Source organism: Streptomyces sp. Ag109_O5-1 (assembly GCF_003814875.1).
Lineage (GTDB): Bacteria > Actinomycetota > Actinomycetes > Streptomycetales > Streptomycetaceae > Streptomyces > Streptomyces sasae.
The window spans coordinates 6,081,442-6,099,886 of sequence record NZ_RKQF01000001.1; the positions used below are offsets into that span (position 1 = coordinate 6,081,442).

General features: G+C 70.4%; 16 protein-coding genes. 7 read left to right on the forward strand and 9 right to left on the reverse strand.

Annotated features, from left to right (window positions below):
- Positions 1-180: 180 nt before the first annotated feature.
- Both EDD90_RS27390 and EDD90_RS27395 read right to left on the reverse strand, forming a co-directional pair.
- The gene (locus tag EDD90_RS27390) at positions 181-2,016 is read right to left on the reverse strand and encodes a thioredoxin-like domain-containing protein (RefSeq protein ID WP_123975647.1); all 1,836 of its coding nucleotides are present in this window, start codon (positions 2,014-2,016) and stop codon (positions 181-183) included.
- Positions 2,017-2,081: 65 nt separating this feature from the next.
- On the reverse strand, positions 2,082-2,474 hold the full coding sequence (locus EDD90_RS27395) for a cupin domain-containing protein (RefSeq protein ID WP_123975648.1): 393 nt from the start codon (positions 2,472-2,474) through the stop codon (positions 2,082-2,084).
- A 53-nt stretch (positions 2,475-2,527) separates the two neighbouring features.
- Between EDD90_RS27395 and EDD90_RS27400 the strand changes: the two genes are divergently transcribed.
- Positions 2,528-3,535, forward strand: a complete 1,008-nt coding sequence (locus EDD90_RS27400; RefSeq protein ID WP_123975649.1) for a GlxA family transcriptional regulator — start codon at positions 2,528-2,530, stop codon at positions 3,533-3,535.
- Positions 3,532-4,026 carry an LURP-one-related/scramblase family protein gene (locus EDD90_RS27405; protein WP_123975650.1) on the forward strand — a complete coding sequence of 165 codons (495 nt, stop codon included), beginning with the start codon at positions 3,532-3,534 and terminating at the stop codon, positions 4,024-4,026. Before EDD90_RS27400 ends, EDD90_RS27405 begins: the two co-directional genes overlap by 4 nt.
- Here EDD90_RS27405 and EDD90_RS27410 read toward each other — a convergent pair.
- Complete coding sequence (locus EDD90_RS27410) at positions 4,023-4,820, reverse strand: carbon-nitrogen family hydrolase (RefSeq protein WP_123975651.1); 798 nt, start codon at positions 4,818-4,820, stop codon at positions 4,023-4,025. The two genes, EDD90_RS27405 and EDD90_RS27410, sit on opposite strands and share 4 nt — an antisense overlap.
- 182 nt (positions 4,821-5,002) lie before the next feature.
- On the opposite strand from EDD90_RS27410, the gene EDD90_RS27415 reads away from it, so the two are divergent.
- Positions 5,003-5,827 (forward strand): maleylpyruvate isomerase family mycothiol-dependent enzyme, encoded by an 825-nt coding sequence (locus EDD90_RS27415; RefSeq protein WP_123975652.1) that lies wholly within the window; start codon positions 5,003-5,005, stop codon positions 5,825-5,827.
- Positions 5,828-5,901: 74 nt separating this feature from the next.
- Positions 5,902-6,666, forward strand: coding sequence for a cyclopropane-fatty-acyl-phospholipid synthase family protein (locus tag EDD90_RS27420; protein ID WP_123975653.1), 765 nt, complete (start codon positions 5,902-5,904; stop codon positions 6,664-6,666).
- Between the two features lie 279 nt (positions 6,667-6,945).
- On the opposite strand, the gene EDD90_RS27425 is transcribed toward EDD90_RS27420, so the two are convergent.
- Entirely contained in the window at positions 6,946-8,247 is a 1,302-nt protein-coding gene (locus EDD90_RS27425) for a nitrate/nitrite transporter (RefSeq protein WP_123975654.1), read from the reverse strand.
- Positions 8,244-8,894, reverse strand: a complete 651-nt coding sequence (locus tag EDD90_RS27430) for a GntR family transcriptional regulator (protein ID WP_123975655.1) — start codon at positions 8,892-8,894, stop codon at positions 8,244-8,246. Before EDD90_RS27430 ends, EDD90_RS27425 begins: the two co-directional genes overlap by 4 nt.
- A gap of 193 nt (positions 8,895-9,087) precedes the next feature.
- On the opposite strand from EDD90_RS27430, the gene EDD90_RS27435 reads away from it, so the two are divergent.
- Both EDD90_RS27435 and EDD90_RS27440 read left to right on the forward strand, forming a co-directional pair.
- The gene (locus tag EDD90_RS27435) at positions 9,088-9,987 is read left to right on the forward strand and encodes a D-alanyl-D-alanine carboxypeptidase family protein (protein ID WP_123975656.1); all 900 of its coding nucleotides are present in this window, start codon (positions 9,088-9,090) and stop codon (positions 9,985-9,987) included.
- Positions 9,988-10,168: 181 nt separating this feature from the next.
- Positions 10,169-11,125 carry a Bro-N domain-containing protein gene (locus tag EDD90_RS27440; RefSeq protein ID WP_123975657.1) on the forward strand — a complete coding sequence of 319 codons (957 nt, stop codon included), beginning with the start codon at positions 10,169-10,171 and terminating at the stop codon, positions 11,123-11,125.
- A gap of 196 nt (positions 11,126-11,321) precedes the next feature.
- Here EDD90_RS27440 and EDD90_RS27445 read toward each other — a convergent pair whose 3' ends face one another.
- From EDD90_RS27445 to pdhA, 3 genes are read right to left on the reverse strand one after another with little or no spacing between them, the layout of a single operon-like run.
- Positions 11,322-12,713, reverse strand: a complete 1,392-nt coding sequence (locus tag EDD90_RS27445; RefSeq protein WP_123975658.1) for a dihydrolipoamide acetyltransferase family protein — start codon at positions 12,711-12,713, stop codon at positions 11,322-11,324.
- Positions 12,714-12,723: 10 nt separating this feature from the next.
- The gene (locus EDD90_RS27450) at positions 12,724-13,701 is read right to left on the reverse strand and encodes an alpha-ketoacid dehydrogenase subunit beta (protein WP_123975659.1); all 978 of its coding nucleotides are present in this window, start codon (positions 13,699-13,701) and stop codon (positions 12,724-12,726) included.
- A gap of 1 nt (position 13,702) precedes the next feature.
- Positions 13,703-14,932: a pyruvate dehydrogenase (acetyl-transferring) E1 component subunit alpha gene (pdhA, locus tag EDD90_RS27455; RefSeq protein ID WP_123975660.1), complete on the reverse strand. Its 1,230-nt coding sequence runs from the start codon at positions 14,930-14,932 to the stop codon at positions 13,703-13,705.
- A 646-nt stretch (positions 14,933-15,578) separates the two neighbouring features.
- Here pdhA and EDD90_RS27460 point away from each other — a divergent pair.
- Positions 15,579-16,595: a phosphotransferase gene (locus EDD90_RS27460; protein WP_185149242.1), complete on the forward strand. Its 1,017-nt coding sequence runs from the start codon at positions 15,579-15,581 to the stop codon at positions 16,593-16,595.
- 102 nt (positions 16,596-16,697) lie between these two features.
- Here the strand turns inward: EDD90_RS27460 and EDD90_RS27465 are convergent, their stop codons facing one another.
- Positions 16,698-18,287 carry a protein kinase domain-containing protein gene (locus tag EDD90_RS27465; protein ID WP_185149243.1) on the reverse strand — a complete coding sequence of 530 codons (1,590 nt, stop codon included), beginning with the start codon at positions 18,285-18,287 and terminating at the stop codon, positions 16,698-16,700.
- Between the last annotated feature and the right edge of the window lie 158 nt (positions 18,288-18,445).

The window sequence follows — 18,445 nt, forward strand, 5'->3', positions numbered from 1 at the left end:
GCCTGAGCCACATCAGCCGCACGCCCCGAACGGTCTTGGGCGCACTGGTCCTCGGCGTACTCAACCCCGGGGCAGAGACACGGATCCCGTCCGTGGTCCGATCCCGGGAGGCCGACTCCCTTCAGACGAGACCGCGCTCGCAACCGATACAGCCCCGCGCCCTTTTCAGGGGCGCTGAAGCTAGGCGTCTTGATCCATGCCGGCCAGGACCAGGGGCAGTCGGTCCGCCCCGCCCTCTGTCAGTCGCACCGGCACCCCCCAGTCCTGCTGGTGCACGTGGCACGCGGGGTACTGGTTGGCCGGGTCGTCGTCGCAGCTCGCCGCCATCGCCGAGACGTGCAGGACGCCTTCGCTCACCGCCGGGTTCAGGTCCAGCTCCCGCGTCAGGTCCGTGTCCGCGCCCTCGCCCTTGAGCAGCAGTTCCGGCGGGGTCGAGGAGACCAGCAGTCGGGTCGACGGGCCGTACCGGGTGTCCAGTTTCTGGCCCGCGGGGGGCTGGAAGATCACGTCCAGGCGGAGGCGGCCGGGGGCCACCTCGGTCGCCGCCCGCTGGGTGCGGTGGGCGACCGACTCCACCCGGACCGCCTCCTCGGGCAGCCGCAGCCGGGTCAGGCGGTGGCGGGCCGACTCGACCACCACGATGTCGTCGCCGACCAGCACCGCATCGCTCGGCTCTCTCAGGTCCGTGGCCAGTGTGGTGACTTCCCCGGTCGCGGGGTCGTAGCGGCGCAGTGCGTGGTTGTAGGTGTCGGACACCGCCACCGAGCCGTCGGGGAGGGCTGTCACGCCCAGCGGGTGCTGGAACAGGGCCTGTTCGGCCGCGCCGTCACGATGCCCGAAGTCGAACAGCCCCGTCCCCACGGCGGTGTGTACGTGTCCCTCCGGGTCGACCCAGCGCAGGGCGCTGGTCTCGGAGTCGGCGAGCCAGAGCCGGTCGGCGGTGGCCGCGAGCCCGGACGGCTGAGCGAACCACGCCTCGGCCGCCGGGCCGTCCACCAGCCCCTCGTTGGTGGTACCTGCGGCGACGGCGACCGTCCGGCTCTCCGGGTCGTACGCCCACAGCTGGTGCACGCCCGCCATCGCGATCCACACCCTGCCGCCGAAGACCGCCACGTCCCAGGGAGAGGACAGGTCGATCTCACGGGCCGGGCCGGAGGTCGGGGAGCCCTGCCACCACTGGCGGCCGGTGCCGGCGAGCGTGGTGACCTCACCGGTGGTCGGGTCCAGGCGCCGTAGCGCGTGGTTGACGGTGTCGGCGACGACCACCGAGCCGTCGTCGAGAAGCGCCAGCCCCTGCGGCTCGCTGAAGGAGGCCTCGGCCGCCGGGCCGTCCGCGAAGCCGCGCGTCCCGGAGCCGATCCGCCGCACGACCGTCTCCGCGTCCTGCGCCAGCTCCACCAACTGGTGCCGGGTGGTGTCGCTGACCAGGAAGTTCCCGGAGGGGAGCAGCAGCGCCTTGCCGGGGAAGCGCAGGGCGGTGGGCTCGGGCTCCGGCGGCACGTAAGGGCCGTCGCCGCGGCGCAGGGTGCCCTTCGCCTCGTGCTCCGCCTCCAGCTCCTCGACCAGCCGCGCGATCGCGTGCGCGTGTCCCTCGCCGGCGTGCTGCGCGACGACGTACCCCTCGGGGTCGATCACCACCAGCGTCGGCCAGGCCCGCACCGCGTACTGCTTCCAGGTGGCGAGCTCCGGGTCGTCGAGCACCGGGTGCTCCACGCCGTACCGCTCCACGGCGTCGACGACCGCCTGGTGCTCCGCCTCGTGCACGAACTTCGGCGAGTGCACCCCGATGATCACCACCGTGTCCCGGTGCCGCTCCTCCAGCTCGCGCAGCTCGTCCAGGACATGCAGGCAGTTGATACAACAAAATGTCCAGAAATCGAGGACCACAATGCGTCCTCGCAGGTCAGCGAGGGTGTACTGCTTGTCGCCTGTGTTCAGCCAGCCGCCCTTGCCGATCAGCTCGGGGGCACGGACGCGGGCACGGCGCGGGGTGCGGGCCGGGGATGTCTCGCTCATGGATCAAGAGTGCCACTCCCCGCCGACAGACGATTCCGCCTGTGGACAACTCGAATCGTCCCTGGTCAGGACAGTGTGTGGCCCGTCGTCGCATCCACGTGGTCCGGGATGTCGTCGTGGCGGTCGCCGACCGTGGACGTGCCGGTCGGTTCGAAGAGGAGGATCGACGCTCCGGCCGGGGCGGCGGGCTTGTGCTCGGTACCCCGGGGGACGGTGAAGACCGAGCCCTTGAGGAGGACGACCGTGCGCTCGCCGGCCGGCTCGCGCAGGGCGATGCGCAGTTCGCCCTCCAGGACCAGGAAGAACTCGTCGGTGTGGTCGTGGACGTGCCAGAGGTGCTCGCCCTCCACCTTGGCGACACGGACGTCGTAGTCGTTGACGGCGGTGACGATGCGGGGACTCCACAGGTCGTCGAAGGAGGCGAGGGCGCGGGCGAGGGAGACGGGTTCGCTGGTCATGACGATCATCCTGGGGCGTCGACCGGCCTCCGCGTGAGTGCTAGAAATCGCATATGACGCAAGGATCCTCTCAAGCGAACGGGTCGACCCATCGCGTCGCCGTGATCGTCGACGCGGGCACCAATCCGTTCGAGGTCGGGGTCGCCACCGAGCTGTTCGGGCTGCCGCGGCCCGAGCTGGGGCTGCCCGTGCCGCCGTACGAGGTGACGGTGTGCGCGCCCACGCGCGAGGTGCGCATGAACCACGGCTTCTTCACCCTCAGCGGGGTGGCGGGGCTGACGGCCGTGGACGAGGCGGACACGGTCGTCGTGCCGGGACGGCCCGACAACGTCGTACCGCGCGGTGCCGACGTCCTCGACGCCGTCCGGCGCGCACACGCGCGGGGGGTGCGGATCGTGAGTTTCTGCACCGGGACCTTCGCGCTCGCCGAGGCCGGGCTGCTGGACGGACGGCCGGCCACCACACACTGGCGCTGGGCGGACGCCTTCCGGGAACTGCATCCCCGGGTGCTGCTCCGGCCGGACGTGCTCTTCGTCGACGACGGCGACCTGCTCACCGCCTCGGGCAGCGCGGCCGCGCTCGACCTGGGGCTGCACATCTGGCGGCAGGACCACGGCGCCGAGATCGCCAACGCGGTGTCCCGGCGGCTGGTGTTCGCCTCGCACCGCGACGGCGGGCAGCGGCAGTTCGTGGAACGGCCGGTGCCCGAGGTGCCGGACGAGTCGCTCGGCCCGCTGCTGGCCTGGGCACAGGAGCGGCTCGGGCAGCCGCTGACCGTGGCGGACCTGGCCGCGCGGGCCGCCGTCTCCCCCGCCACCCTGCACCGCCGGTTCCGCGCCCAGCTGGGCACCACCCCGCTGGCCTGGCTCACCGGGGAACGAGTGGCCCTCGCCTGCCGTCTGATCGAGCGCGGGGAGGAACGGCTGGACGTGGTGGCGGCGCGCAGCGGACTCGGTACGGCGGCCAATCTGCGCGCGCGGCTGCGGCGCGAGACGGGACTCAGCCCGTCGGACTACCGCCGGCGTTTCGGGCCGGTGGCCCGGGAAGGGGTACAGGTATGAGATTCCTGGTACGCGACCGGCTCCTCGGCTTCGGCGAGGACTACTGGATCGAGGACGAGCACGGCGACAAGGTGTTCCTCGTCGACGGCAAGGCCATGCGGCTGCGGGACACGTTCGAGCTGAAGGACCGGCACGGGCGCGTGCTCGTCGACTTCCACCAGAAGATGTTCGCCCTGCGCGACACGATGGTGATCGAACGCGAGGGCGAGCCGCTGGCCACCATCAGACGCAAGCGGCTCTCGCTGCTGCGCAACCACTACCGGGTGCGCCTGGCGGAGGGCACCGAACTGGACGTCAGCGGCAAGATCCTCGACCGCGAGTTCGCCGTCGAGTACGACGGCGAACTGCTCGCCGTGATCTCCCGGCGCTGGCTGCATGTACGGGAGACCTACGGCGTCGACATCGTGCGGAACGACGCGGACCCGGCACTGCTGATCGCGGTGGCGGTGTGCGTGATCCATCTCGCGGAGAAGGAGCGGGAAGAGGACTAGCGGTGAGTCGGGGGCTCCAGGCCCAGCAGGCGGTCCTTGAGGGCCGGGAACTGTTCGCGGGTCGTGGCGACCCTGGCCGGGTCGAAGTCGACGGTGAGGATCTCCTCACCGGCGCCCGCCTCGGCCAGTACCTCGCCCCAGGGATCGACCACGATCGAGTGACCCGCCTGCGGAACTCCGGCGTGTGTCCCGGCCGTTCCACACGCGAGCACGAACGCCTGGTTCTCGACCGCCCGCGCCTGGGCCAGCAGCGTCCAGTGCGCGCGTCGCCGCTCGGGCCAGCCCGCCGAGAGCACCATCGTCTCGGCGCCGGCGTCGACGAGTCCGCGGAAGAGTTCGGGGAATCGGAGGTCGTAGCAGGTGGCCACGCCCAGCGTGGTCTCCGGGAGCCGGACGGTCACCAGTTCCCGCCCGGCGCCCATCAGCACCGCCTCGCCCTTGTCGAAACCGAAGCGGTGGATCTTGCGATAGGCCGCGGCCAGCTCACCGGTGGGGGAGAAGACGAGAGACGTGTTGTAGAGGGGGCCGTCAGGGTCCCGCTCGGGGATCGAGCCGGCGTGCAGCCAGACGCCCGCGTCGCTCGCCGCCTTCGCCATCGCCTCGTACGTCGGGCCTTCGAGCGGCTCGGCCTCCGTGGCGAACTCCTCGTAGGCGAACGCACCCGTCGTCCACAGCTCGGGCAGTACGACAAGATCGGCACCGGCCTGCTCGCGTACCAGCGCGGTCACACGCCGCCGACGAGATTCGACCGATTCGCCCTCGTTTACATCGATCTGGATGAGCGAGGCGCGCACACTACCACCGTCCTGGCATTCGAGCCGTCCACACGGGCCTACGATCGTCACACGAAAGCACTGCCGGGGTGCCTCACAGCAGCGTAACTTAGCGTCTCAAGACACCCGCCGACAGCAGCCACCTCCCACTGGCAGCGCCGCCACAACCTGCCCGAGTACCGACCGCCGAGGGGTCCCGTTCCGTGAGTCTGCATCCCACCCTCCAGCCCTACGCCGACGCCTGGACCCACTCCATCGAAGCGATATCCGAGCTGGTGACGCCTCTGGTCGAGGGCGAGTGGAACCGGCGGACGCCATGCCCGGGCTGGTCGGTGCGGGACGTGGTCTCCCATGTGATCGGCCTGGACTGCGAGATGCTCGGCGACCCTCGGCCCATCCACACCCTGCCGCGCGACCTCTTCCACATCACCAACGAGCACCAGCGCTACATGGAGATGCAGGTCGACGCCCGCCGCCACCACACGGCGCCCGAGATGACCTCCGAGCTGGAGTACACGGTCATCCGTCGCAACCGCCAGCTGCGCAACGAGTCGCGGGAGCCGGGGGCGACCGTGCGCGGGCCGATGGGCAAGGAGATCACCCTCGAGGCGGCCATGCGCAACCGCGCGTTCGACGTGTGGGTGCACGAGCAGGACCTGCGGGCGGCACTCGGGCGGCCCGGCAACCTCGACTCGCCGGGCGCGCAGATCGCCCGGGACGTGCTGCTCGGCGAACTGCCCCGGGTGGTCGCCAACGACGCCAACGCGCCGCGCAGTTCGGCGGTCATCTTCGATGTGCACGGACCGGTGGAGTTCCTGCGCACCATCCGCATCGACATCCAGGGCCGCGGCACCCTGGAAGCCACCCCCGCCCTCGGTCCCGCCGCCATCTTCACCCTCGACTGGGAGACCTACGTCCGTCTGGCCTGCGGCCGTACGACCCCGGAGGCGGTCGCGGACCGGGTGAAGGCGGAGGGCGACCCGGAACTGACGGCGGCGATCCTGCGGAACTTCGCGGTCACGCAGTAACGGCGGCCACCGAATCGATCGGTACCCGATTAATTCGGTGTCCCCCAGCGGCCGGGGGATCTACCTTGCCCGGCATGACAGCTGACACCGCGCCGCACACCGATCTCCCGCCCCGCCTCACCCGGCTGACCTTCCACGGCCCGCTCTCCGAGACCCGCGCGACGGGGATGGTGAGGCGTCTCGCCGCGACCCGTCCTGCCACCGTGCTCGACATCGGCTGCGGCTGGGGCGAGCTGATGCTCCGGCTGCTGGAGGCCGTGCCGGGGGCGGGTGGGGTCGGAGTGGATCTACGCGCGGCGGATCTGGAGCGGGGGCGGCGGGGCGCCGAGGCGCGGGGGCTGGCCGACCGGGTGGAGTTCGCGGAGGAGTCGGCGGTGGGCACCGGGCGCGGCCCGGCCGACGTGGTGCTGTGCCTCGGGGCGAGCCAGGCGCTGAGCGACGACCTGGTGACCGCCCTGCGGGAGCTGCGGCGGCTGGTGGCCGACGGCGGGCGGGTCCTGCTGGGCGAGGGCTTCTGGCAGCGCACCCCGACGGAAGCCGAGCTCACCCGGATGTGGCCGGGCGCGTCGGTCGACGACCACCACGACCTGGCGACCCTCACCAGCCTCGCGGTGGCCGCCGGCTTCCGCCCGGAGTGGACCGAGACGGCGAGCCTGGACGAGTGGGAGGAGTTCGAGTCGGCGTACCAGGCGGACACGGAGGTATGGCTGGCGGCCAACCCCGACCACCCCCTGGCAGCAGAAACCCGCGACCGCCTCGACACCCACCGCACGGCCTGGCTGGCATACCGCGGCGTACTGGGCCTCGCCTACCTGACCCTCGTCCCGACGACCGGATGACCACACCCTTCGTCTCGTCCCGACGACGCGGTGACCGCCCCGCTCCCACCGGCAGCCGCCGGGTCACCGCTCCAGTGGCTGCCGGGCACCGCACCGGTGGTCCCGGGCACCGCACCAGCGACTGCCCGGTCATCGCCCGAAGCGGCCGCGTGATCGCCGCGCACCAGCAGCTGCCCGATCGCGTCGCACGCGCGGAAAGCCGCCGCCGGCGTTCGCCCCGGCGGGTCGCCCAGCCTCTCTGCCCACCTGAACGGGCGGTGCGCGGGTGGGAGACGGAATTCACGCAGGCACGTGCACCGTCTCCACCCGGCTCGCCACCAACCGCTCCCGCTCCCGCCGAGCCGCCCGCCCCCGCAACCGCAGGATCTGACTCACCCCCAGCGCCTGCAGCACAAACACACACGAGAACGCCACCGAGTAGTTGTCATCGGTCGCATCCAGCAGCACACCGACCACGAACAACGTCGTCATCGAGGCCACGAAACCACCCATGTTGGTGATTCCCGACGCGGTCCCCTGCCGCTCCGGCGGATTCGCGGGGCGCGCGAAGTCGAAGCCGAGCATCGACGCCGGCCCACACGCCCCCAGCACCGCACACAACACCACCAGCAGCCACATGGGCGCATGCTCGGCCGGATAGACCAGCGTCGCCGCCCAGACCACGGCGGTCGCGGCGACCGTGCCCAGCGCCAGCGGCAGCCGCGCCGTGTGGTGCCGGGCGACGATCTGGCCGTAGACCAGCCCGATCAGCATGTTGGAGAGGACGACCAGGGTCAGCAGTTCACCGGCCGTGGCGCGGGACAGCCCCTGCGCCTGGACCAGGAACGGCAGCCCCCACAACAGCAGGAACACCATCGCCGGGAACTGGGTGGTGAAGTGCACCCACAGGCCGAGCCGTGTCCCGGGCTCCCGCCAGGACGCGACGATCTGCCTGCGCACGTATGCCGCACCCTGGTGCGGGAAGGGCTCCGGCTCGTACCCCTCGGGGTGGTCCTTCAGGAACGAGAACACGAGGACCAGTACGACCACGCCGGCCAGCGCGCTGCCCGCGAACGCGGGGGTCCAGCCGACGCCGTGCAGCAGCCGGGCCAGGACCAGCGTGGAGACGAGGTTGCCCGCCATGCCGACCAGACCGGCGAGCTGGGCTATCAGCGGCCCGCGCCGCACCGGGAACCAGCGGGTGCCGAGCCGCAGCACGCTGATGAACGTCATCGCGTCGCCGCAGCCGAGCAGCGCGCGGGAGGCGAGCGCGGTGCCGTACGAGGGGGAGAAGGCGAAGCCCAGCTGCCCGGCGGTGAACAGCAGCGCGCCGATGCTCAGCACCTTCTTCGTGCCGAGCCGGTCGACCAGTAGGCCGACGGGTATCTGCATGCCTGCGTAGACCAGCAGCTGGAGGATGGAGAAGGTGGACAAGGCCGAGGCGCCGACGTGGAAGCGGTCGGCCGCGTCGAGGCCGGCGACACCCAGGGACGTACGGAAGATGACGGCGACGAAGTAGACCGAGACGCCCGTGCACCACACCGCGACGGCCCGTCGGCCGCCCGGAGGATCACCGGGCAGGCTGGTGGCGGCGCGGTTCATCGGACCTCACCCCGCGCCAGGTGCGAGAACCAGTCGACGTGCCGGTGCACCAGATCGACCGCGCGCTCGGCGTCCCCGGCGCGCAGCGCGTCCAGGATCTCCTCGTGCTCGGTCAGCGACTTGGCGATGCGGTCGGGGTGCGCGTGCATGATCGCGACGCCCATCCGCAGCTGACGGTCGCGCAGTTGGTCGTAGAGGCGGGAGAGGATCGCGTTGCCGCCGTCGCGGACGATCTCGGCGTGGAAGCAGCGGTCCGTGACGGCCGCGGCGGCCAGGTCACCGGCGGCGGCCTCGGCCTTCTGCCGGGTGAGCAGTTCCTCGAGCCGGGCCACGAGCGCCGGCGACGGGGGCACGGCCTTGCGTACCGCGTGCTCCTCGACCAGCATCCGGGTCTCCACCACGTCCGCGATCTCCTGCGCGGAGACGGGCAGCACCATGGCGCCCTTCTTGGGGTAGAGCTTGATCAGGCCCTCGGCCTCCAGGCGCAGCAGCGCCTCGCGCACGGGGGTGCGGGAGACCCCCACGGCCTCGGCCAGCTCGCCCTCGGTGAGAAGCGTGCCGCCCTCGTAACGACGGTCCAGGACGCCTTGTTTGACATGGGAGTAGACACGGTCGGCGGCGGGGGGCTGCTTGACGGCCAGGCTCATGACCACAGCTTAGATACAACACGTACGCAAGGGACTTCGGCGTCCACCATGCGGACGTGACGTAGATCGCACTCAGCGACCGCACAACCATCTGTGCTACTTACGTGTCACACACGTGCGGCCCCACCCGCTTTGGCACCCCCAACTCGGCCGCACTCTCAGGGGCATTACGACTCGACTCGGGGTATTTCACTTGATTACCGGCATTAAGGGCACCCGCCTCCGCAAGGCCGTCGCCGTCGCCGTCACGTCCGGCGCGATGCTCGCGACCGGGGCCCTCACCGCGGCACCCGCGCAGGCCGTCACCGCGCCCTCGATCGTGGCCAAGGGTGGCTACGTCATGAACAACGGGACCGCCAAGACTCTGTACACGAAGGCGGCGGACACCAAGCTGTCCACCGGCTCCACCACGAAGGTCATGACCGCCAAGGTCGTGCTCGCACAGTCGAACCTGAACCTCGACAAGAAGGTCACGATCCAGAAGGCGTACAGCGACTACGTCGTCGCGAACAACGCCTCCCAGGCGCACCTGATCGTCGGCGACAAGGTCACCGTCCGCCAGCTCCTCTACGGGCTGATGCTGCCCTCCGGCTGCGACGCCGCCTACGCGCTCGCGGACACCTACGGCTCGGGCACCACCCGCGCCGCGCGTGTCTCCAACTTCATCGCCAAGATGAACTCCGCCGCGAAGAGCCTGGGTCTGACGCACACCCACTTCGACTCCTTCGACGGCATCGGCAACGGCAACAACTACTCGACGCCGCGCGACCTGACGAAGATCGCCAGCAGCGCGATGAAGAACTCCACGTTCCGCACGGTCGTCAAGACGAAGAGCTACACGGCGAAGACGATCACCAAGACCGGCTCCACCCGCACCATGTCGGCCTGGACCAACACCAACACGCTGCTCAGCAGCTACAGCGGTGCGATCGGCATCAAGACCGGCTCCGGCCCCGAGGCCAAGTACTGCCTGGTCTTCGCCGCGACCCGCAACGGCAAGACGGTCATCGGCACCGTCCTCGCCTCCACGTCGATCACCCAGCGCGCGACGGACGCCACGAAGCTCCTGAACTACGGCTTCGCGACCAGCTGACCCACCTCGCACCACTCCGACAAAGGCCCACCGCAACGCTTGTCCGCGGCGGGCCTTTGCCATGCCCGGATGACCCGACGCAGCAGAACGCGGGTTCTTCCCTCGCATTCATGAACATCGAGGTATTTGACTGGCATATTCGATTTTCTCCGCCCTAGGTTCCGCGGCGGAGGTGGTTCACATGAACGAGCCCAGCAAGAAGGCGAAACCCGCCGGCCGCCACGAGGCCATCGACATCAGCGACTTCGTGTACGCGGCGACCGGAGCCCGGGTACGACGGCTGACCATGCCGGACGGGAGGCACTGGTTTCCGGCTGTGGATGTATGCAAGGAACTCGGGCACACCAACTCTCGGCAAGCTCTCGCCGATCATGTTCCCGAAGCACATCGAGAGTGTCTTGAGACCGTAACTGGAGCTTACGGTCTCAGCGTTCCCGCAGGTCGGGAGTGGCGGCGAGACACGAATCTGCTCGACCTCCAAGGCCTCATCCTTCTCGTCAACGCCTGTACGAAGCCTGACTGCGCCCCCTTCAAACAGTGGGTCGCCGAAGTGATCGAGACTGTGCAGCGAGAGGGTTCCTACACTCTCGAAGAGGCGGAGGTGCAGCCGACCGAACCGGGCGCGCCCATCGCGTACGCCATGCCGGAGCAGGTCGCCGAGGCCATCGTCCGCTTGGAGGCGCACAACCTTCAACTGGAGGAGCAATGGGCGAACGGGCAACGCGAATCGAACGAGTTGCAAAGGGAGATGCTCGCCACGCAGAAAGCCACCCTCGCCGTGCAACAAGCCATGGTGCGCGCGATGGAACGCATCGCGGACCGGCTCGACACACTCGCCCTCGAACGTCGTACGCCCTACAGCCAGCCCCTGGTCCTGCCGACCATCGAGTCCGTCCTCGCCGACTGGCGTCAACGGCTGTCCGTGACGGATGACGTCTGGTCGGTGGCTGTCGTCATCGCCCCCGTCCTCGTCGAGCAGGGCGAACTGCGCGAGCCGCTCGCATCGATCGCCGCCCGTACCGGCCTCACCGTGCATCGGGTCAACGAGTGTCTCCGCCTACTGCGCAAGCACGCCTGCATCCATGCACGGGGTGGGTCGGAGGACGGAGCGCCGGTCTACGTGCTCAACCAGCCCTGAGAGTTGTGAAGGTAAGGGAGTGGGCGGTCGCAATCCGACGTTGCGGCCGCCCGCTCTCAGCCTATTCTCCTCAGGCCGAGAGTGTCCGTGAGCCCGTAACGAGAAGTTACTGTCTCAGCGTTCGACCAGGTCAGAGAGGGGCGAGAGAGTGACTGGAAGTCACTCTCTCGCCCCTTTTCCCCTTTCCCGGTAGGGGTCACCCCCAGGTGATCAACCGCTTCGGCTGCTCCAGGATCGCCGCGATGTCCGCCAGCACCTTCGAGCCCAGCTCGCCGTCGACCAATCGGTGGTCGAAGCTCAGCGCCAGGGTGGTCACCTGACGTGGCTTCACCTTGCCCTTGTGGACCCAGGGCTGGAGCTTGATCGCGCCGACCGCGAGGATCGCCGCCTCGCCCGGGTTGAGGATCGGCGTGCCCGTGTCGATGCCGAAGACGCCGACGTTGGTGATGGTCACCGTGCCGCCCTGCATCGCGGCGGGCGAGGTCTTGCCGTCCCGGGCGGTCGTGACCAGCTCACCCAGCGACTCCGCCAGCTGCGGCAGCGTCTTCGCGTGGGCGTCCTTGATGTTCGGGACGATCAGGCCGCGCGGGGTGGCCGCGGCGATGCCCAGGTTGACGTAGTGCTTGAGCACGATCTCCTGGTTCGCCTCGTCCCAGGACGCGTTGATGTCCGGGTTGCGCCTGATGGCGACCAGCAGGGCCTTGGCGATGAGGAGGAGCGGGTTCACCCGGAGGCCTTGCAGGTCCTTGTCCTGCTTCAGCTCCTCCACCAGCTTCATCGTGCGCGTCACGTCCACCGTCACGAACTCCGTGACATGCGGCGCCGTGAACGCAGACCCGACCATCGCCGCCGCCGTCGCCTTGCGGACGCCCTTGACGGGGACACGGGTCTCGCGGGCGGTGTCGTACGGGGCGGCGGGGGCCACCGGAGCGGCGGGAGCGACCGGGGCCGGCGCCGTCGGCTCGGGCGTGGCCACCGCCGCGTGCACGTCCTCGCGCGTGATGACGCCGTCGGGGCCGGACGGGGTCACCGTGGCCAGGTCGACGCCCAGGTCCTTCGCCAGCTTGCGCACCGGCGGCTTGGCCAGCGGACGGGGGAGTTCCGCCAGGGCTTCCGCGGGGGCGGGCGCGTGGCTGTGGCCGTTCAGTTCGGTCTGGATCGACGCCTGGACCGCCACCTCGGTGACCGTGACCTCCGGGCCCTTGCGCGGACGGCGCTTGGTGGAGGAGGCCGCCACTCCGTAGCCGACGAGGACCGGCTGGCGGCCCTCCGGCTTCTTCTCCGGCTCCGGCTCCGGGGCTGCGGCCGGCTCTTCGCCCGGGGCACCGCCCGCCACGGCCACCGTGATGATCGCCGTGCCCACGTCGACCGTGGTGCCCTCGGCGAAGCGGAGTTCGCGGACCACACCGTCGTAGGGGATGGGGAGCTCGACGGCCGCCTTCGCCGTCTCGACCTCGCACACCACCTGGCCGTCGGTGACCCTGTCGCCGGGCTGGACGTACCACTTGAGGATCTCTGCCTCGGTGAGTCCCTCGCCCACGTCCGGCATCTTGAACTCGCGTACGGACGCTTCCGTCATCGTCGTCACGACCCTCTCCTCAGTACGCCAGGGCACGGTCGACGGTGTCGAGCACCCGGTCCAGGCCCGGAAGGTACTCCTCCTCCAGGCGGGCCGGCGGATAGGGGGCGTGGTAGCCGCCCACCCGGAGTACCGGGGCCTCCAGGTGGTAGAAGCAGCGCTCGGTGATGCGGGCGGCGATCTCCGCGCCCGAGCCGAAGAACACCGGCGCCTCGTGGACCACGACCAGGCGGCGGGTCTTCTCGACCGAGGCCTGGATGGAGTCGAAGTCGAGCGGGCTGACCGAGCGCAGGTCCAGGACCTCCAGGGACTTGCCCTCCTCGGCGGCCGCGTCGGCGGCCTCCTGGCACAGCTTCACCATCGGGCCGTAGGCGGCCAGGGTGAGGTCGGTGCCCTCGCGGACCACGCGTGCCTTGTGCAGCGGGCCGGGAATGGCCTCGGTGTTGACCTCGCCCTTGTCCCAGTAGCGGCGCTTGGGCTCGAAGAAGATCACCGGGTCGTCGCTCTGGATGGCCTGCTGCATCATCCAGTACGCGTCGGAGGCGTTGGAGGGACTGACGATCTTCAGGCCGGCCACGTGCGCGAAGAGCGCCTCGGGGGACTCGGAGTGGTGCTCGACCGCGCCGATGCCACCGCCGTAGGGGATGCGGACGACGACCGGCATCTTGACCTTGCCCAGCGAGCGGGCGTGCATCTTCGCGAGCTGGGTGACGATCTGGTCGTAGGCCGGGAAGACGAAGCCGTCGAACTGGATCTCCACCACCGGGCGGTAGCCGCGCAGGGCGAGGCCGATCGCGGTGCCGACGATGCCGGACTCCGCGAGGGGGGTGTCGATGACGCGGCTGTCGCCGAAGTCCTTCTGGAGGCCGTCGGTGACCCGGAAGACGCCGCCGAGCTTGCCGACGTCCTCGCCCATGACGAGGACCTTGGGGTCCGTCTCCAGGGCGCGGCGCAGCGACTCGTTGATCGCCTTGGCGAGTGCCATCTTCTCCGTCATCTCAGTTACCCCCCTCTACGTCCGCGAACGTCGCCTGGTAGGCGGCGAACTGGGCTCGTTCCTCGTCGACGAGCGCGTGCCCGTCCGCGTACACGTTCTCGAAGATGGCGAAGTTGTCCGGGTCCGGCATGGCCCGGACCGCTTCGCGCACTCGCCTGCCCAACGCCTCGGACTCGATCTCGAGTTCCGCGAAAAATCCCTCTTCCGCGTGGTTTGAGGCCTCCAGGTAGCGGCGAAGGCGCAGGATCGGGTCCTTGGCCTCCCAGGCCAGCCGCTCCTCGTCGCCCCGGTAGCGGGTGGGGTCGTCGGAGGTGGTGTGGGCGCCCATCCGGTAGGTGTACGCCTCGACGAGCGTCGGGCCCTCGCCGCTGCGGGCGCGCTCCAGCGCCCACTTGGTGACCGCGAGGCAGGCCAGCACGTCGTTGCCGTCGACACGCACGCCGGGGAAGCCGAAGCCCTGGGCGCGCTGGTAGAGCGGGACGCGGGTCTGCTTCTCGGTCGGCTCGGAGATCGCCCACTGGTTGTTCTGGCAGAAGAACACGACCGGGGCGTTGTAGACCGCGGAGAAGGTGAACGACTCGGCGACGTCGCCCTGGCTGGACGCGCCGTCGCCGAAGTAGGCGATCACCGCGCTGTCCGCGCCGTCCTTGGCGACGCCCATCGCGTAGCCGGTGGCGTGCAGCGTCTGGGAGCCGATGACGATCGTGTAGAGGTGGAAGTTGTTGCTGTTGGGGTCCCAGCCGCCGTGGTTGACGCCGCGGAACATGCCCAGCAGGTTGGTCGGGTCGACCCCGCGGCACCAGGCGACGCCGTGCTCGCGGTAGGTCGGGAAGACGTAGTCGTCCTCGCGGGTGGCGCGCCCGGAACCGATCTGGGCGGCCTCCTGGCCGAGCAGGGACGCCCACAGGCCCAGTTCGCCCTGGCGCTGCAGGGCGGTGGCCTCGGCGTCGAAGCGGCGGGTGAGCACCATGTCGCGGTACAGGCCGCGCAGTTCCTCGGGGGTGATCCCGGCGACGTACGCGTCGTACTCGGCGTTCTTGACCCGCTTGCCCTCGGGGGTCAGCAACTGCACGAGCTCGGGATCGGCGCTCTTCTTCGAGGTGGTGCGCGCGGTGGTACGAGTGGTGGTGCGGCTGGTGGTGCGCTTGGTGCCGGTCTTGCTGCCGGTGGTACCGGCCTTGCCTGCGGCGCTGCGTCGCGGTTCGCTCGCGGCACTGCTGTCCACGGTCACGTGTGCTCCTCCGTCGGTCCGGCCCCCGGGGTTGCCGGGTGAACCAGTGCGGCTCACCTGCTTCCGACACCCGTGGCACGGGGTGTGTGCCACTCGGCCGGGAACAGGCGTGACAGGTGCCCCGGCGAGCGCCCTGCAACAAGCACGTTACCCAGTGCCCCACATTTCTGTGAAACCCCTCCTGACCTGCGTTTTTGCTTGGAAATCCAAGTATTTTTTGCTTGGGTTTCCTAGTAAATCGGCGCGGGTCGGAAGCTAGCTGGTCAGAGCCTTGCAGGAGGCCGGAGCAACGGCACGTTATCCCGCCGGACCGGGCGACGGGAAGACTTCGCATGCGAGACCGACGTCGCCCACGGTGAAGGAAAAATCATCGCATTCCCGCTCGACGGCCATGAGGCCGCCCGCCGGGGCGCCCGCGCATTCCGGCCACCCGGCCCGGCATCGGGACCCGGGGTGCGCCGAGCGCTCCGCCGCGACCCTACGCCCGGGGGCGCACCACCGGGTGCGCCTTCCACACTTGCGCACGCCACGGACCACCGCGTGACCGAAAGCGACCATCGACGACTGCCTGTGACAACGCCCAGCTCACAGGCCCGCCGCTTGCCCTAGCATCTGGCGCGTGCCGCGCTCTTGTGTACTACCCCTCGTGCCTCACGCGCCCCCTCTGGGCGCTCTGCTCCGGCTGTACGCCGCCGGTTCCGCGCTCGCCTGCGAGCCCGTAGAGCAGGGCCTGCTCAACCGCGGCTACCGCCTCTGCACGACCCGTGGCAGCTACTTCCTCAAGCACCACTTCGACCCGGACACCGCCGACCCCGCCGCCATCGAACGCCGCCACCGGGCCACCGAGCGGCTGGCCGCCCTCGGCGTCCCGGTCGCCCCGCCGCTGGCCCACCGCGAGGGCCGTACGGTCGCCGTGGTCGGCGGCCACGCCTACGCCCTGCACCCCTGGATCGACGGCCGGCACCGGCACGGCGGACAGCTCACGCGCGGGGAGTGCGCGCGGCTCGGCGCGCTCCTGGGTGCCGTGCACGCCTGTCTGGAGCGTGTGATGCCACCCAAGGGGCGCACCCGGCCCGCCACCAGCCCCCATCCCGTCGAGAGCGCCGACCCCGCCGACACCTTCGCGCTCATCGACGACCTGCTCGCCCACGTCAGCCGCCATCGCCCCGCCGACGCCTTCGACGAACTGGCCCGCCACCGGCTCCTCGAACGCCGTGCGCTCCTGGAGCAGCACACCGGACGCCGCCCCCCGCCGGGTGGTTCGGTGGGCTGGGTGCACGGCGACTTCCACCCGTTCAACCTGCTCTACAAGGACGACGCGCCCGCCGCGATCGTCGACTGGGACCGGCTCGGTGTGCAGCCCCGCGCCGAGGAGGCCGTACGCGCCGCCGCGATCTTCTTCGTCCGCCCGGCGGGCGCGCTCGACCTGCGCAAGGTGCGGGCGTACGCGCGCGCGTACCGGCGCGCGGCCGGGGCCACACCCTCCGAGCTCGCGGCGGCCGTGCACCGCGTGTGGTGGGAGCGGCTCAACGACTTCTGGATGCTGCGCTGGCACTACGAGCGCGGCGACACCCGCGCGGACTGCCAGTTCCCGGCCGCCTCGGCGCTCGCCGTGTGGTGGACCAGGGAGTACGACGCGGTGTGCGACGCGTTCACGGCCTGACACCGGCAGGCAAAAAGGCAAGCAAGAGGGAAGGAAGAAGGCGCCCCCCGAAGACCGGAGGGCGCCGTCTCAGTTGCCGAGGGGCGTGGTCGTCGGTGTCCTTCAACCGCCGCCCAGGCCGGTGTTGCCGGCGATCGTGCCGGCGTTGTCCCCGCCGCCGTCACCCGTGCCCGTCGGGTCGGAGGGCTGCGTGTCGGGCGAGCTCTCGGTGTCGGTGGGCTGCGAGACGCTCGCCGTGTCGCTCGGCTCGTCGCTCGGCTCGCTGCTCTGCGCCTGGGTGTGGCTGTACGTCGGGGTCGGCGACGACGTGTACCCGCCGTTGTTGTTGGTGTCCGAGCCGCTCGTGTCGGTCTCGGTGTCCGTGGCCGTGTTGCTCGCCTCGTCGGACGGGCTCGCGCTGGGCGTCTCGTTCTTGGCGGTCTTCGAGACCGTCGGCGACGGTTTCGTACCCGTACCGCCGCCTCCGCCGCCACCGGTCTGGTTCAGCGCCAGCGCGACACCCGCCGCGATGGCGATCACCGCGAGGACGGCCAGGATCCACAGCTTGCCGCGGCCGCTGCCCGTGTTGCCGTGTCCCTCGAAGCCGCCGTCGTCGCCGCTCCCGTAGCCGGTCGGCAGTATCGGCTGCGGGATCTGCGTGGTCCCGGCGGGGTTCATCGGGCTGGCCATCACGGTCGTACCGGCGAAGCCGCCCGACGGGGTGTGCCGGCCGTCGTGCACGGTGACCGGGCCGGTGTTCCAGGTGCCGGTGTGGCTGCCCTGCTCGTACAGCATCTGCAGGCCGTACTGGACCAGGCCGCGCATCTCCTCGGCGGTCTGGAAACGGTCGTCCGGCTCCTTGGCGAGCGAGCGCATGACCAGGCCGTCCAGCTCCGGCGGGGCCGCGCCCTCGGAGGTCTGGGACGGCGGCACCGGGATGTCCTGGACGTGCTGGTAGACCACCGACAGCGGGGTCTCGCCGATGAACGGCGGACGCAGCGAGAGGAGTTCGTAGAGCAGACAGCCGGTGGCGTACAGGTCGGAGCGGTGGTCGACGGCCTTGCCGAGCGCCTGCTCCGGGGAGAGGTACTGGGGTGTGCCCATGACCATGCCGGTCTGCGTCATCGTCGTGGACGCGCCGTGCAGGGCGCGCGCGATGCCGAAGTCCATCACCTTGACGGAACCGGTCTGGGTGATGATCACGTTGGCCGGTTTGATGTCGCGGTGCACGATGCCGTGCTGGTGCGAGTAGGCGAGCGCCTCCAGCACCCCGGAGACGATGGTCAGGGCCTGCTCCGGGCCCGGCGCCTCCGCGTTGATCAGCAGGTCGCGGATGGTGTGGCCCTCGACCAGCTCCATCACGATGTACGGCACCGACTGACCGCCGACGACGTCCTCGCCGGAGTCGTACACCGCCACGATCGCATGATGGTTGAGCCCGGCGACCGACTGTGCCTCGCGGGTGAAGCGGGCCTTGGAGACCGGGTCCTCGGCGAGGTCGGCACGCAGCAGCTTGACGGCCACGGTCCGGCCCAGCCGGATGTCCTCGGCCGCGAACACCTCGGCCATGCCGCCCCGGCCGAGCCGGTGGGTCAGCCGGTACCGGCCGTCGCCGACCAGCCCTCCGTTGCCCCACATCTCCGGCGTGTCTGACATGCCGCCGCCAGTCGCCTCGGGGTCGGACGGGCCCTGGGCGCTGTGCGTCTGTGCCATCGGTCCTCGCCGTCGTTTCTGCCCGCGGTGCGCGCGGTGTTGTCACGGTCTCCGTCGGCCACGCTACAGCCTCCGCGCAACCCGCAGGTCCGGGATCCGGCCCGTGGACGGACCGGCCATCAAACCCGTACCACTCGCCGCCGTGCAAATTCTGTGCA

Bases quoted from the DNA above. Each gene is read 5' to 3' on its own strand.
- EDD90_RS27390 (WP_123975647.1), bottom strand. From the start codon at position 2,016: ATGAGCGAGACATCCCCGGCCCGCACCCCGCGCCGTGCCCGCGTCCGT.
- EDD90_RS27395 (WP_123975648.1), bottom strand. From the start codon at position 2,474: ATGACCAGCGAACCCGTCTCCCTCGCCCGCGCCCTCGCCTCCTTCGAC.
- EDD90_RS27400 (WP_123975649.1), top strand. From the start codon at position 2,528: ATGACGCAAGGATCCTCTCAAGCGAACGGGTCGACCCATCGCGTCGCC.
- EDD90_RS27405 (WP_123975650.1), top strand. From the start codon at position 3,532: ATGAGATTCCTGGTACGCGACCGGCTCCTCGGCTTCGGCGAGGACTAC.
- EDD90_RS27420 (WP_123975653.1), top strand. From the start codon at position 5,902: ATGACAGCTGACACCGCGCCGCACACCGATCTCCCGCCCCGCCTCACC.
- EDD90_RS27425 (WP_123975654.1), bottom strand. From the start codon at position 8,247: ATGAACCGCGCCGCCACCAGCCTGCCCGGTGATCCTCCGGGCGGCCGA.
- EDD90_RS27430 (WP_123975655.1), bottom strand. From the start codon at position 8,894: ATGAGCCTGGCCGTCAAGCAGCCCCCCGCCGCCGACCGTGTCTACTCC.
- EDD90_RS27440 (WP_123975657.1), top strand. From the start codon at position 10,169: ATGAACGAGCCCAGCAAGAAGGCGAAACCCGCCGGCCGCCACGAGGCC.
- EDD90_RS27450 (WP_123975659.1), bottom strand. From the start codon at position 13,701: ATGACGGAGAAGATGGCACTCGCCAAGGCGATCAACGAGTCGCTGCGC.
- EDD90_RS27465 (WP_185149243.1), bottom strand. From the start codon at position 18,287: ATGGCACAGACGCACAGCGCCCAGGGCCCGTCCGACCCCGAGGCGACT.